Here is a 14,132-nt window from a genome sequence, read left to right on the forward strand (position 1 = left end):
AACTCTACTACATCAGCCCTTTTTTTTATACTCTTTTTTTGGCTACAGTATTGATAATCGCCAGGCTTTAGAACACACTTCCTGCGAGTGTTATCAAGTGATGAAAGAGCAATTTAATAGAATTATAGGTAAGGGGCTTAATCTCAGTGAGACATAAATAAATATTTGTCCGTTATTTATATGTACGAAACCGGACAGACGCCCGATCGTAAATTTATGTAAACTGACAATTGTTGAGCAATTTAATATTCTTTACAAGAGCCTGCCCTTGGATGCCATTGTTGCTCAGGGTGCTAGAACTACAAGAGGTAATGTTTCATGTATACTCAATCCCTCTCTATTGATGGTTTAAACTTGCTCGTCGTTGATGATGACACTGATACTAGACAAATGCTCACCATCTTGTTTGAATTAGAAGGCGCAAAGGTGATAGCTGTAAGTTCAGCAAGTGAGGCTCTAAAAGTAATATCTCATTTTCAACCAGATATTTTAATTAGCGATATATGTCTACCAGATGAAGATGGTTACTCTCTACTACCCAAAATAAGAAATTTGGTAGCAGCGTCAGGAAAATGTATTCCGGCTATTGCTCTGACAGGAGCGGCTAAGGAAGAAGATCGGACATATGCGTTGGCCGCAGGTTTTCAAAAACACCTATGTAAGCCCATAAACTTAGATGAATTAGTTTATGAGGTTGCTAATCTGGCTAGATCCCAACAAGCAGTTTGTTTAGTAGGCGATCGCTATTTACTTAAATCTTGATTTTTACTATTAGGTGTCATTGCTAAGATTTTTTATAAAATAAATTAATATCAACAGGCTGACAAAAGTCTGTTGATAGATATCTTAAGAATTGATCAAGTAAAAAACAGAAAGTTTTTATTTTTAAATATTTTCAATAATTCAATAATATTTATAAATAATATTTAATTATAGTTTTGTTGTAAAAAAGTAATGTAATATTTGGATGTTTACAGGTAAAATAGACAATTAAATTTGAGGTTTTAAAAAGCGATAAAAACTATCAACTTAGTTTATTTACTTTCATTAATAACTTATGAATGTTATAGTGCAAATTATCCTTAAGTAATTACATTAGTTTCTCTGAGAAAATTTAAAAGGAGTAGTATTTTTTGAGACAAAAAAATATTTGGACTACGGTTACCGATGCTAAATATATGTGTTGATATTTAAGTAGACTTTATACCCTGGGTATACCAATAACAAACATAAATTATCCCGCAGATTGCATAAACCTCTACAGCAAAGGTTATGCTGCTGTAAGCTAAAGAAATTCAGCAGTTTTTCAGTAAGAAAAATTGTCACATATCAAGCTTGATTCTTTACCTGAGTGGCAAATTAAAGCTGGGCAATTTATTACTAATTGAAAATTTCAAGTTATCTAGTCTCAAATGTAACCCTCAGTATTGACAATCTAAAAATAATCGAATAACAAGGTGGCAGCATCACTAAAAAAATGCCTTAAAATTCCCTGCCACAAGATTCAGTTACGTACTTAACTAAACTTCACACGATTAACATAAACCATGCCACAAAATACTGATTACAAAGCTGCCAATTCAGAAACTCAACCAATTGCTTACAAAGCACGCCTTAATTCTTGGGCGATCGCTCGTTTCCTTCCTGATACACAACGAGAAATTGTGGCTCGTTTTCGGAGTCGTTCTGATGCAGATGGCTATATGCAGCATTTAAGCCAAACCACACCCAACGCCACCTTCATGATTGTTTTTGATTGCCAACGTGATGAAGCTGTAATTTAAGACTCTCGTATGAGCGATCGCACTGGTCGGTAAATTGTGGTGCGATCGCCTAAATTAGCCTGAAAAATCGGAAATCAAAAAGTCATCAGAAAATATTTTTATTTTAATTAAAAACGGCTATAGAGTTTGAGGCACCCTTTAATATTTTTTTGTTAATTAAATTTTTACATGATATGTACAAGAAAAGACCCAATGAAATTATGGCAACTTGGGTCATTTCCAACAATTTAACGGGATTCAGTTCCCTGGTTAGGGCTACCCGCTACAGTGTCCTCACCGGGGGATTCTGGTTCAGAACCGGGTGTTGTATCTGTATTAGCAGCATTGCCAGTCTTACGAATACTTGGCTCAACCGGAGTTTGATAACCGCCAGAAGCACTGGGAGTAGTATTTTCTTCGTTAGATTTTTGTTTTTTCTCTTTATCTTTAGACATAACTGATGAAATTCCGTGATTTAATCTTGTTGGCATCATTTTAAGCAGTTGAGGAATACAAATTTATCTATCCAGAATCTGGTTATGCCTGATTTATTCCTCTGTCAAAAGTATTATTTAGTACTAATCACCTGTAATAGTTTCAAAGCTAATCAGTGAATTACTACATCTACCTACACGGTTTTGCTTCCAGTCCTCAATCTGCCAAAGCACAGGATATGAGCGATCGCTTTGCCCAAATTCCTATAAAACTCCAAGTTCCCGATTTAAATGCTGGCGATTTTTCCCACCTAACCATCACGCGTCAGCTAAAACAAGTAGCAGCAGAGTTTCCCAATGATTCTGTACCAGTAACCCTAATAGGCTCAAGCTTAGGTGGTTTGACATCTACCCACTTGGCACAGCAATATCCACAAGTACAACGCCTGGTTTTGCTAGCACCAGCTTTTGGTTTTTTATCCCATTGGTTGCTCAAACTAGGAGATGCAGAAATCAAACGTTGGCAACAAGAAAAATACCGGATGATTTACCACTATGGAGAAGGGCGATCGCTACCGCTAAGTTACGATTTCGTCACAGACGCAGCTCAATACCAAGAGAAGATATTACAACGCCCCATACCCACACTGATTTTGCATGGCAAACAGGATGAAGTCATCCCCATTACAGCCAGTCGAGACTTTATGCGATCGCGCCCTTGGGTGGAATTAGTCGAACTCGATAGCGATCACTCCTTAGGCAACGTCATGGCAGAAATGTGGTCAGAAATTTACCGATTCTGTCAGTTACCCGGAAGCTCTACAATATAAAACCAACTCTCTCAACAAAGCCTACAAATATATATTCTCCTGAGAACTCCATAATTAAGAATTACGAATTAAATCATATGCTTCCCTTCATCCGATCAGATTTAGCCCAATTCACAGCGTATAAACCCCACCCCAGCAGCGATACAGACGCAGCCGTTCCCGCGCAGCTTGATCGGCTGGATACAAACGAAAGCCCCTATGATTTGCCACCGGAGTTAAAAGAAAAGCTGGCTTGGACGTATCAACAGGTAATTGAAACTAATCGTTATCCCGATGGTGGACACGAAACACTGAAACAGGCGATCGCTCAATATGTCAATCAGTCAGCATCTGTTGCCTCATCTTTGTTCACGGCTGCTAATATTTCTGTGGGCAATGGTTCAGATGAACTAATTCGCTCTTTATTGATCGCCACCTGTCTGGGAGGAGAGGGTTCAATTTTAGTCGCCAATCCCACGTTCTCGATGTACGGGATTTTGGCCAAGACTTTGGGGATTCCTGTAGTGACGGTAGACAGAAATGCAGAGAATTTTGAAATTGACTTAAAAGCTGCACAGTCGGCCCTAGAACAAACTGACAATCCGCCGATTCGGGTGGTGTTCGTTGTGCATCCCAATTCCCCGACAGGTAATTGTTTAACTGCGGCGGAATTAACATGGTTAAGAAGTTTAAGTGAACAGATTTTGGTGGTGATTGATGAAGCTTACTTTGAATTTAGCCAAAATACTTTAGTGGGTGAATTAGCGCAGTATCCTAACTGGGTTGTACTCCGCACCTTTTCCAAAGCCTTTCGGTTAGCAGCTTTGCGCGTTGGCTATTGTATCGCTCATCCGCAGGCGATCGCTATCTTAGAAAAAGTCCGCTTGCCCTACAATCTCCCCAGTTTCTCAATTGCTGCGGCCTTAACTGCTATGCAAAATAGCCAACTTTTGCTAGAGTCAATTCCGCCAACTTTAAATGAACGAGCCAAACTTATAGAAGCTTTATCAGAATATCCAGCATTACAAGTGACACAAAGTACGGCTAACTTTATTTTCCTGCGTCTCAAACCAAATGGCTCGGATACACAAAACGCGACTTTAAGCAATTTTCACCAAAAACTCAGAAGTTCTGGCACTCTTGTCCGCCAAATTAGTGGAGGATTGCGAATTACAATCGGCACAGCTGAAGAAAATACTCGCACCTTAAATAGAATACAAGCTGCTTTAGCCAATCTCGAATCCTAATCAGTAATTGAGTCTACCGTCTACAGTGTTGCCTAAACGACGTACTGTTCCTACAGTTTGTGGCAACACCCCCACTAAAAGAGCAAAGACAATATCAGGCATCTGCGCCACCATTTCTAAGGGAAAGTATTGTTCAAATTGATCTAAAATCTTCTGGACTCGCTGCTGAGGCAGCGGGTTTTCTGTAATTTGCTTGATTAACCGAATCCACTGTCGCCTAATCAAATAAGCCTTCTGGCGCTCTTCATACGATTCCGGAGTTAATAAAGACAAATTACCTATAGGCAATACCATTTCACAATCACCATCGTAATTCCCGCCCACGGCTGCACCTGGCCCAGCAAATTCTGCATGGTAGCGTTTAAAGAGTATTAATCCATTGCGCTTACGACTATTGACCACGAAAACCTTTCCACTGTGCAGAAGTGTCAGGATATGCGAGCCATATGATTGCTCAGTTCCATCTGGCATGACAATATGGTCAAGGAAACTAGTGTCAGGGCAGTAAGTGGATACCATAGCAGCTTGATAGCGTTGGTAGTTTTCGCTATCCATTTTTCTTGAAATTGGGATTAATTTGGTAGTTGTATGCACTTCAGATAGGAAGTTGCCATTAAACTAAATTAGATTTTTGATGTTTCTTAAAGTTTTTTGATGATCAAAATTTACTGCTTACTTTAACTTAAGTTATAAAAAACAAGCTTTGAATCAGCAAATAATTAATCATATTCTATGGGATTTCATGGGATTTGTCGCTGTAAAAAGGTTGATTTTTTTAAAGTTTTTATAAAGATGAATATATAAAATACAAAGTTACTATGGGAATTAGGTTTGATTTATAAAAAAAAATCCAGTATTGTCGTGACATGACAAAGCTAAAATAGTGTATTAGATGTAGGTTGGTTAAGCGCAGCGCCACCCAACACTGCCAATGACGTTGGGTTTCCTAAAGTCAACTGCCACTTGCTACAAGTCGGCAAAGCAGCCCCAAGTCGTGACTCTCCAACTCCAATTTTTTGCATCCTTTTAATTGAGTCATGCCACTACGCATCTGTAAGCGCAAAGCACAGGCTACGCTAACAAAAATCAAAGAGTAGTCTTATATGAGGAATTTAAATGTAATTAAGCGTAATTTTACGGTTGATCTATTATAGGTCTTGCATATTTAAAATTATTGACTGTTTCGCTGTTTTTCCTAATCTGCGTAACATAAAATGTTTAACTCTCAGACACAGAGTTCGGTTAATTTTTTAATACATTCATAAGATTATCATCACAAAAATATGTAAAAAATAGCCTTAAACATAGCAGCACTAACAATTTATCTCTTGATTATGCCTACATAAAAATATAATCTCTACAATTTAGGTGTGATTTGCGGGGAAAAACTGGGAGTATATTTTAGTCGTAGCGAGCAAATAACCCTGAACTTATTTACGTAAATGTCAGCTAGTTTGCCAAATTTTCAGTCAAACAATGAGTGTCTTCATAATGGCATTCGTCATGATATTGTGACCTTAAACCTGACATTAGCTCACTGAGATTCTATTCAGAAGACTTTGTTTACCAAACAATTGATGTATATCAACAAAATAATTTTAAATAATTGAATTAAATCTTAAATGCTTGTGCAACAATATCTGCTGGGAACGTCTGAAGAAAAATTTATTCCAATTAGATTCTAATTTATGCACCTTATATCCCAACTTGAAATAAAGTTGCCGGGCCTGATGGTTATTTTCCAAAACATGGAGATATAAATCTTGGAATCCCCACTCATGGGAGAAGTTCTCACAGCTAATCAGTAGCTTTGAAGCCACACCATGCCTACGATATTGGGGGTGAACAGCTAAATTAGATAGATAAGGACAACTTCTGCCAATGGGTATCCATGTATCGCTGAAGCGCACACCTAATTCTACAGTTCCCACTAATTTATTAATCGCATTAGTAGTATCAATGGCCACCAAACAAACATGATGAGGTGCAGGTGATGATAAGCGATACCTGAGGTCTTCGTAAATACCCAAACGTAGCAGTGGAAAAGCCCATCCCCAAAAACCATCTTGGGAGTGAAAGCTTTCGGCAATAATTTGAGCAATACTGGGCAAATCAGCAGTTGTAGCCGCACGAATTTGAAATTGCCGAGAAGTTTGTTCGGCGGCAGGTATGAATGGTTCTTGGTGGTAAGGATCTGAAAACCAGGATGTCAAGGCTAATTTAGTATTGATTTGATTAAACAAAAAGCTTCTCAACTATCTTCAAACACTGTACAAGCTATAGGAAAAAGGACTTTAGCCTAGAACACTGAGTGGGAATTGAGATTTTAACTTAGTATGAGTTATTTCCCCGCAAATAGGGAACGAGCAACGCAGAACAGAGTCATGGGTATGGTCTGGCTTTTCAGCGTACCACAGACAAATTTAACTCATTTTGGAATTTTTGTGAGTGGATTGATTATTACACTACTTTTTTTCCTTGCTGCATCTTTTTTTTGAATGATTTCTCACAACGCTCAATTCAGTGTTTTAACGTGAGCATTGGTAATAAAAAGTAAAAAGCCATGCAACATAATATTGCATAGCTTTTGGTGTAGTGTGAGGAGCTTAACTAAGTACCATCATAAAGTAATGCCAAAGTGGCAAGTTGCTCGTAACAATTTTGGTAACGAAATTTTTTGACTCGATGACGCTAGCATTACTTAAGCAAATTAACATTGCCCTCTCCCTGGATACTTGTTTCCCGTCGCTAGTGTGGCTATGCTACTTTTGTTGTTGCAAGTAACCAATACTCCGTAGTTAGCAAAAGCTATACCCCAAGGGCATTTTGAGAATGCCAACAAGCGAAAATTCTGAAAGCATTTTGATTTAAAATTTATTAGTTAATGTTTAATTTTATCCTCAATAAAAAATAAAAACCGTAGAAAATTATCAAATTCTACGGTTTTTTACTGTGGTGTAAGGAGACTTAACTCACCTCATCATAAACTCATTTAATTATTAGCGATGCACACGTAATAGAATTTGTTACACAGTTTGGGTTTGATGACATTATAGTAAAGCGCCACCACAACTGGAGCCACATCCAGCAGTACAACCATAGCAATAGCTAGCTGTTTGGATCTCGTTAATTAAGTCTAAATTATCAAACTCTAGCAATTTGGCAACTGTAAGCGACTCACCATTATGAGTTCTAGCAGGTAGATGCATCATCTGGTTAAAATCGCAATCATAAACATTGCCCAGGTAGTCGATTGACAGTTGATCTCGACACATTAAATGTTCAACTGTACTGCCATTGAAATGCGACTCTAAAAACTGCAAATAGCTAGTATGCAACTTTTGACGTTCTAAGTGCATTTTTGTTCTGCCAACGGGCAGGTTGGTAATGGTGAATAAGTTGTTAAATACAATGTCAAAATGTTCTTGCAAAAATATTTTGTAATCTTGCTCCAGTTTAGTTTGTTCTGGTGCCAAGGAAAATTTGGCATTTGTAGGTAAGGGTGGATTATAAACCAAGTCCAAAATTAAATTTTTTTGCTTCCCGTACCCTAATTTATTAAGCCACTGTAAGGCTTGCGTTGATCTATCAAAAACACCATTACCGCGCATTTTATCGACATTATCTGCTAGGTAGCAAGGCAGGGAAGCCACAACCCTTACTTGATGTTGGGCAAAATATTCGGGTAAATCATCAAATTCTTCTTCAAAATAAATGGTTAAATTAGACCGAACAATTACCTGTTTACCAGTAACTCTTGCTGCTTCGACTAATGGCTTAAAACCATAATTCATTTCTGGGGCGCCACCAGTTAAATCAACAATCTGAATTTGGGGAAATTTATAAATTAAAGAAATTAAATCTTCGCAAATTTGGGGAGAAATTTCTTCGGTACGTTTGGGACTAGCTTCGACATGACAATGTGTACAGGCAAGATTACAACGCTTACCCAAATTAATTTGTAAAACTGAAATCTGCTTTTTTTTCAAAGGATAATTCAGTTTATCTTCAAAAGGAGTGGTTGATATAGTCTGCATAGGGAACTAATTTTATGGAGATTGTGGAATTTCAAGTTCAGGAAGTGAATTTATTGTAATAATCGATAGGTTATCCCGCCAATAATTGTAGCGACAGGTAAAGTCAAAATCCAGGAAATAAAAATTTGAGAAAAAATACGCATATTAGATTTTTTAGAAACCAATCCTACACCAAATATAGAACTAACTGAAACTTGGGTGATAGATATAGGAAGTTCAAAATAAATAGCTGCAATACTCAGAATTGCAGTAACAACATTGGCGGATAAACCTTGAGTATTATTCATAGAGCTAATTTTTTCACTCATAGTTTGGGCAATTTTTTGTGAATTTAGTAACCCACCAAGTCCCATGGCCATTGCTATTGTCAGCATTCCCCCTTGAGCAGAGAAATAATCTATAACTAGAACGAGTGAAACAATTTTGGGCGTAATATTTAATCCTCTAGTAAAACTGATAAAACCAGCACTAATAAAATGGCATGTATCAACTAGTTGTTCGTTAGTTTGCCAAGGCAATTTTGCATTAATATATTGTAATAATTTATAAATTCCTGCTCCTAATAAAATAGCAATAATAGGACTGAAAAATAAGGGTATAAGAAATAATTTTCCTAAAACTAAAAAATTAACTTTGAGTCCAATAGCAACTAATCCAGTACCTAATAGCGCGCCTGTTATAGTGTGAGTTGTAGAAATAGGAAATCCCAGCATGGCGGCAATTAAAACAGTCAAACCAGTAGTTATTGCCACTGCTAAATGGATCTCTGGTACGTTAACTATCTTATCCTCAAATATGCCTTGTCCAGAAAAATTGTCAACTATTCCATTGAACCAAAAAACAGAAGTCACTGCACCAGCAAAAGTTGTCACACTGGCCCACAAAATGGCCGTTTGATAACTGGTTGTCCGGCTACCAAACAGCGTTGCTACACCTTTGAAATTGTCATTGGCTCCATTTGCATAAGCTAAAAACAGCGTAGCTAGAAATAAACTAATTATTAACATTTTTGGGGCGTTAAAAGTTAACAGCAACCACCACCGCTATAGTGCCAGGTTGAGGGAGTAATCATGATTTCTGCTGGTTGTAAAGCGGCAAGTTTAGCCGCAGTTTTATCACACACTGCCGCAGGAATACCAAGCTGTAGCAGATGTCCGGCCGAGTCATCAAAAAAGGATTCTGTCCCAGCATAAATTGCTGTTTTGCCTGTAAATATACAAGCACCATCTTCAGGAATATTGATTTTAAAAGCCACAGAATCGAGACTTTCTAAAAGTAGATTTTCGGGCAAGTTGTAAGTCTGAGTATCTAGTAGACGATAAGGGCGACGAGCGCGAATTTCAATTTGACCAAAACCAGCATTAATCATGCGTTGAGTATACTCTTCATAGGTGAGCGCACCTGATAAACACATGGCGCGTAGCCGCTCCTCTTGTTGTAAATGCGCGGGAATGGGAGCAGTGGCAATGGGATCACTCATCTGCAAGCGTCCACCTGGTTTTAACACCCGATATGCTTCTTTTAAAGCACGGCTTAAATCTTCTGGTTCAAAGATATTAAAAAGGCAATTCTGCGCCACGATATCGACGGTAGCGTCAGCCACTGGGAGGTTAAAGGCATCCCCTTCACGAATTTCCACAAAGCTGGTGTCAAACCACGGGTTGTCGGTAGCGGCCAATTTGAGGTTGCGTGTAGCGGCTTCTCGCATAGCAGTAACTGGTTCAATGGCAATAACAGCACTTGGACGACGAGAAAAATAAGCGAATTGCAGTGCTTCTAAGCCACCGCCAACACCTACATACAATACGGTGGGTTGGTTTGAGAGTTCAGTGTGGTGAACAGTAGTGCCACAACCATAGTTCATTTCCTGCATTGGCTGAGGAATTTTTAATCCTGGTAGTTGCAGGGGAGTACTTTGAACACAACAAAGCCCCAGTTGTGGAGTTTCTGCAACTTCACTATAAAATTGTGCGGCTGTTTCTAAATAGGTCATTCTAATCTTGATTTTGTCGTGTGGGTTCTACTTTGTGCATCCTAATATAACTAATCGTCATTTAAATGAGTTTTTCCTGAGATCAGCATAACCCCCAAATGCTTGCATACTCAGCTTGTTTGGGGGTGCATCAATCAGCTTAACCTGGGAATTGAGAATCCCTGCCCAAAGTGTAGCGGATTTAGAGATAATTCACTCACGTAAGACGTAACCGACACCACGCACAGTTTGAATGAGGCGCTTTTCGTTATTGGTTTCGAGTTTCAGGCGCAAGTAGCGGACATAGACTTCGATAATATTGGAATCACCCATGAAGTCATAACCCCAGACTTCCTCTAATATGCGATCGCGTGTAATGACTTGTCGCGGATGGGTGAGTAAATATTCCAGTAAGTCAAATTCTTTAGCCGTTAACTCAATTAACCTCTGGGCCCGAAAGACTTCTCTTGTGCGACGATGTAAACTCAAGTCTTCAAATACTAAAATATCTGCGGCGTCGGCTTCTTTAGTTCTTCGTAGGTGGGCGCGGACTCTGGCTAATAATTCTTCAATACTGAAGGGTTTAACTACGTAATCATCAGCACCAGCGTCTAAACCAGCGACGCGATCGCTTACTTCATCTTTAGCCGTTAATAAAATTACAGGTACCTGATCGCCAGTACTTCGCAGGCGGCGGCAAATCTCCAAGCCTGACAAACCAGGCAGCATCCAATCTAAAATGACTAAATCTAGATGTAACTCTCTGGCTGCGGTGAGTGCAGTTAGTCCATCGTAGGCGACACTGACTTGATAGCCTTCATAACTCAGTTCCAATTCTATCAATCGCGCTAGTTTGACTTCATCTTCAACCAGCAAGATGTGCGTCATAGATGATGTTAAGGATTTCAGCAGGGTAAGTTAAGCAACAACACAGACTGATAACACTTTAGAGAGGTACTGAGGCTAATAAATAGTCAGACATCTAATTAGGTTGACTTAGCTTAGTATAGATTGGCGTAAGTAACAACCGTAAGTCTGTAATTACCGATGGCTGCTGAACAAATCACCACCTAACTTTAGCAATAGGCTGTGACATCTTCACCGCATTCATCAGCGAGATAACAAAGCGCGCGAAAACGCAGACTTACCAATTGCTCGTAGAGGGGATTTAATTTACACATGGCTGGAATGTGAAATAACTGATGACCAAACATTGTCACGTCTCGTTCAAAGGGACATTGGGCAGGTATCGCTCTACATAATAAATGCGCTAGCTTGGCATTATGAATTTCCATGTTGTCCAAATACTCACGAACTGGGTATAGTAGGTCATTATGCAACCAGATACGAGTTAAGCTTGTCATTATTTTTCCCCTTCATTGTCAAATTGATTAAGTTTGTTAACTGGAACCTTTACAAATACATACACTTGGTTACTGTGATTTTATGCAGTGCTGTTTTGTTCCTTGATTCTCCACATCCATATTCAGGAACACATTTAACTACAAATGTCAGCCTTGACATTCCAGACGTTAATGGTAAGTCAGGGAAAAGGCTTGAAGGTCTTAGATATCCGGGTTTTATGATCAGGTTATGGCTTAAGCTACCCAGCAACTACTACATCACCTAGATCACCAGAGTATCAACGTCGAGGAAGCCCCTGGCTTGAGACATGGGGGCAAGGCGTTGGCGATTTCATAGCAGCCCAAGGCACGAAGCCCGCGGTAAGCGCAGCTATGCCCGCTAGGGCTTTACGCCGTCCAAAAATACTTGTGTTTCATCAATACCGTTGCCAATTTACGAGGCTTTAAAGCCTGTAGAAACGGCATGAATACGTCCCAAAGAAGTAAGCTTGGCAAAAATCTGATTTAATAAAATAGGCTCAGGGGTTTGAGGAAGCATTTTTAACATTTCATGTACATATCGAAAGCCACGATAATGAGCCTTAAGGTCAATATGATTATCTGGTTCAATTGCCGCATTGTCGTAGCGTTTATCTGCGGTAGCAAGCATTGTAGTAATGATAAAATGTCGGGCATGGGCTGATTGTAGCTTTTGAGTTGTCGTTGTGAGAGACAATAACTCTACTACGAAACGCCCTACCTCTTCATGCTCTTATTTTGGCAACGGTATTGTTTCATGAGATAATATAATATTGATGTGTCGAAATGGGTAAAGGCACTGTGTTAGCCCACAGAAACTGTTGTGCCAGTAGATATAAAGGCTGTCGCGTAGCCTTGTAGCGGGTAAAAACGCATCGCTTGCTAAGGGCAAAACAATGTGTTTTTGAGGCGTGGGGATGAGTTCATCCTCTGTTTAATCGTAACCGCGCCTAGAGGCACGGGGGGTAGTGTTTCGGAACCTGCACAGGAACCAAACCGCTATTTCTCAGGGCTGCTAAAAGCCCCCGGATTTATCCGTGGGGAATGCGTTACAAGGTAAGTATATTCATGACTCATAACTTTATCAGTGGCAAAAAGCTACTTTTTGACTATTGGGCGCCCAGCTACGATTGGCTGTTTCCTTCAGTGATTTATCGAGCTATTCACAAGCGGTTGCTAGAATACGTCGATTTACCAGAGCAAGCCAATGTACTTGATATGGGCTGTGGTACTGGCCGCCTGCTTGAGCGTTTAGCAACTGAATTTCCCGATTTGCAGGGGACTGGATTGGATTTATCTTCTAATATGTTGCAGATGGCAAGACTGAGTAATCGCCACCATCCACGTTTAATTTATATCGAGGGCAAAGCTGAGTCTCTACCGTTTAGTGCAGGCCAGTTTGATGCTGTCTTTAGTTCTATTAGCTTTTTGCACTATTTAGAACCGCAACAGGTGTTAGGTGAAGTGGCGCGGGTGCTTGCTCCTGGTGGACGCTTTTACTTAGTTGACATTACCACTAAAAAAGAGACAACACCCCAAGTATTACCCATTTCTCCGCGTGGTATTAGGCTCTACAGTCCTCAGCAACGTGAAATTTTCGGCTCTGCGGCTGGATTATCGTGTTTAAGCCACCACTATTTACTAGGGCCTGTATTACTAACAATTTTTGTTAATCCATCCTGAGACTGATGATAAAATTGAGTCTATAAGGTAAGCGAGAAGCCTACAATCTCCCATGCTTCTCGCTGTCAGATTTATTATCAGCAAATATTTAAACTATGATCACATAATTTTATTTCCAGGTTTTTACTAGTTTCAATTCAGGCGATCGCTATACGTTTAACACCGACTTACTGGTGGTAGCATTTCTAAAACCATTATCTGCAAATCGGGAAACGCTAAAGGTGAAATAGTCGCATCTTCACCCAAAACAACCTTACTTTGATAGCCTTCCTGAGACGGTTCCCGAAATATATACAACCCACATTCCGCACCCCCCGGTGTCACAATCGGTAATTTCGTATTTTTGAATTCATTTTAGGATGTTTTTTATACAAAAAGGTCGAAATCTTAGGTGGCGATCGCTAATCCCAAACCCCCAAACGACCATTTTTCGTTGTGTGACAGTTTAGGGTGCGGAAGATGGGATACAATTGACGGCTAGTTACATCTAGCACCCAATAATCTGTAATTCCTGCTTGGGAGTAAGCTTTTGCTTTAGTGTCGCAGTCGATTTTCAAACTGCTGTCTGCTACCTCAATAATCAGATAAACTTCAGGTGGTGTAGGGTGGTGGTCTGCGTAGTCTAAAGGATCTACTTTCACAACAGCAATGTCCGGTTCAGGTTCAGACCTTTCATTTAATTGGACTGGATCTTGAATGCATACCCAGGCCCGATTCCCTAAACGGTTTTTGAGTAAATAATCTGTCCTCCCTTAACGGGTGACAAGAAGGCTAAACAGCTTGTTTAATAAGGGATAGAGCCTGA

At 39.5% G+C, this 14,132-nt stretch carries 14 protein-coding genes and 2 pseudogenes; 5 read left to right on the forward strand and 11 right to left on the reverse strand.

What is annotated here, in order from left to right:
- Positions 1 to 318: 318 nt before the first annotated feature.
- Positions 319 to 762, forward strand: a complete 444-nt coding sequence (locus ACM0OS_RS25300) for a response regulator (RefSeq protein WP_414545937.1) — start codon at positions 319 to 321, stop codon at positions 760 to 762.
- Positions 763 to 1,547: 785 nt separating this feature from the next.
- On the forward strand, positions 1,548 to 1,784 hold the full coding sequence (locus tag ACM0OS_RS25305) for a hypothetical protein (RefSeq protein WP_414545938.1): 237 nt from the start codon (positions 1,548 to 1,550) through the stop codon (positions 1,782 to 1,784).
- A 227-nt stretch (positions 1,785 to 2,011) separates the two neighbouring features.
- On the opposite strand, the gene ACM0OS_RS25310 is transcribed toward ACM0OS_RS25305, so the two are convergent.
- A complete protein-coding gene (locus ACM0OS_RS25310; protein ID WP_414545939.1) occupies positions 2,012 to 2,218 on the reverse strand; it encodes a hypothetical protein in 207 nt (68 codons plus the stop codon).
- 155 nt (positions 2,219 to 2,373) lie between these two features.
- On the opposite strand from ACM0OS_RS25310, the gene ACM0OS_RS25315 reads away from it, so the two are divergent.
- Entirely contained in the window at positions 2,374 to 3,027 is a 654-nt protein-coding gene (locus tag ACM0OS_RS25315) for a YqiA/YcfP family alpha/beta fold hydrolase (RefSeq protein ID WP_414545940.1), read from the forward strand.
- A 77-nt stretch (positions 3,028 to 3,104) separates the two neighbouring features.
- Positions 3,105 to 4,253: a histidinol-phosphate transaminase gene (locus ACM0OS_RS25320; protein WP_414545941.1), complete on the forward strand. Its 1,149-nt coding sequence runs from the start codon at positions 3,105 to 3,107 to the stop codon at positions 4,251 to 4,253.
- Here the strand turns inward: ACM0OS_RS25320 and ACM0OS_RS25325 are convergent, their stop codons facing one another.
- From ACM0OS_RS25325 to ACM0OS_RS25360, 8 genes and pseudogenes are all read right to left on the reverse strand, one after another.
- Complete coding sequence (locus ACM0OS_RS25325) at positions 4,254 to 4,808, reverse strand: hypothetical protein (protein ID WP_414545942.1); 555 nt, start codon at positions 4,806 to 4,808, stop codon at positions 4,254 to 4,256.
- A gap of 1,043 nt (positions 4,809 to 5,851) precedes the next feature.
- Positions 5,852 to 6,496, reverse strand: a complete 645-nt coding sequence (locus ACM0OS_RS25330; RefSeq protein ID WP_414545943.1) for a GNAT family N-acetyltransferase — start codon at positions 6,494 to 6,496, stop codon at positions 5,852 to 5,854.
- An 807-nt stretch (positions 6,497 to 7,303) separates the two neighbouring features.
- Positions 7,304 to 8,290, reverse strand: coding sequence for an arsenosugar biosynthesis radical SAM (seleno)protein ArsS (gene arsS, locus ACM0OS_RS25335; protein WP_414545944.1), 987 nt, complete (start codon positions 8,288 to 8,290; stop codon positions 7,304 to 7,306).
- Between the two features lie 50 nt (positions 8,291 to 8,340).
- A complete protein-coding gene (locus tag ACM0OS_RS25340; RefSeq protein ID WP_414545945.1) occupies positions 8,341 to 9,297 on the reverse strand; it encodes an anion permease in 957 nt (318 codons plus the stop codon).
- Between the two features lie 17 nt (positions 9,298 to 9,314).
- Positions 9,315 to 10,283 (reverse strand): arsenosugar biosynthesis arsenite methyltransferase ArsM, encoded by a 969-nt coding sequence (gene arsM / locus ACM0OS_RS25345; protein ID WP_414545946.1) that lies wholly within the window; start codon positions 10,281 to 10,283, stop codon positions 9,315 to 9,317.
- Positions 10,284 to 10,475: 192 nt separating this feature from the next.
- Entirely contained in the window at positions 10,476 to 11,150 is a 675-nt protein-coding gene (locus tag ACM0OS_RS25350; RefSeq protein WP_414545947.1) for a response regulator transcription factor, read from the reverse strand.
- Positions 11,151 to 11,338: 188 nt separating this feature from the next.
- Positions 11,339 to 11,626 carry a Mo-dependent nitrogenase C-terminal domain-containing protein gene (locus tag ACM0OS_RS25355; protein WP_414545948.1) on the reverse strand — a complete coding sequence of 96 codons (288 nt, stop codon included), beginning with the start codon at positions 11,624 to 11,626 and terminating at the stop codon, positions 11,339 to 11,341.
- Between the two features lie 433 nt (positions 11,627 to 12,059).
- Positions 12,060 to 12,218 (reverse strand): annotated as a pseudogene (locus ACM0OS_RS25360) (IS4 family transposase); the annotation flags it as partial.
- A gap of 494 nt (positions 12,219 to 12,712) precedes the next feature.
- On the opposite strand from ACM0OS_RS25360, the gene ACM0OS_RS25365 reads away from it, so the two are divergent.
- Positions 12,713 to 13,327, forward strand: a complete 615-nt coding sequence (locus ACM0OS_RS25365; protein ID WP_414545949.1) for a class I SAM-dependent methyltransferase — start codon at positions 12,713 to 12,715, stop codon at positions 13,325 to 13,327.
- 156 nt (positions 13,328 to 13,483) lie between these two features.
- Here ACM0OS_RS25365 and ACM0OS_RS25370 read toward each other — a convergent pair whose 3' ends face one another.
- Together ACM0OS_RS25370 and ACM0OS_RS25375 are read right to left on the reverse strand one after the other, a co-directional pair.
- Complete coding sequence (locus ACM0OS_RS25370) at positions 13,484 to 13,651, reverse strand: hypothetical protein (protein ID WP_414545950.1); 168 nt, start codon at positions 13,649 to 13,651, stop codon at positions 13,484 to 13,486.
- Between the two features lie 128 nt (positions 13,652 to 13,779).
- Positions 13,780 to 14,079 (reverse strand): annotated as a pseudogene (locus tag ACM0OS_RS25375) (Uma2 family endonuclease); the annotation flags it as partial.
- Positions 14,080 to 14,132: the final 53 nt, after the last annotated feature.

This window comes from Nostoc sp. CCY0012 (assembly GCF_963920855.1).
Taxonomy (GTDB): domain Bacteria; phylum Cyanobacteriota; class Cyanobacteriia; order Cyanobacteriales; family Nostocaceae; genus Cyanocohniella.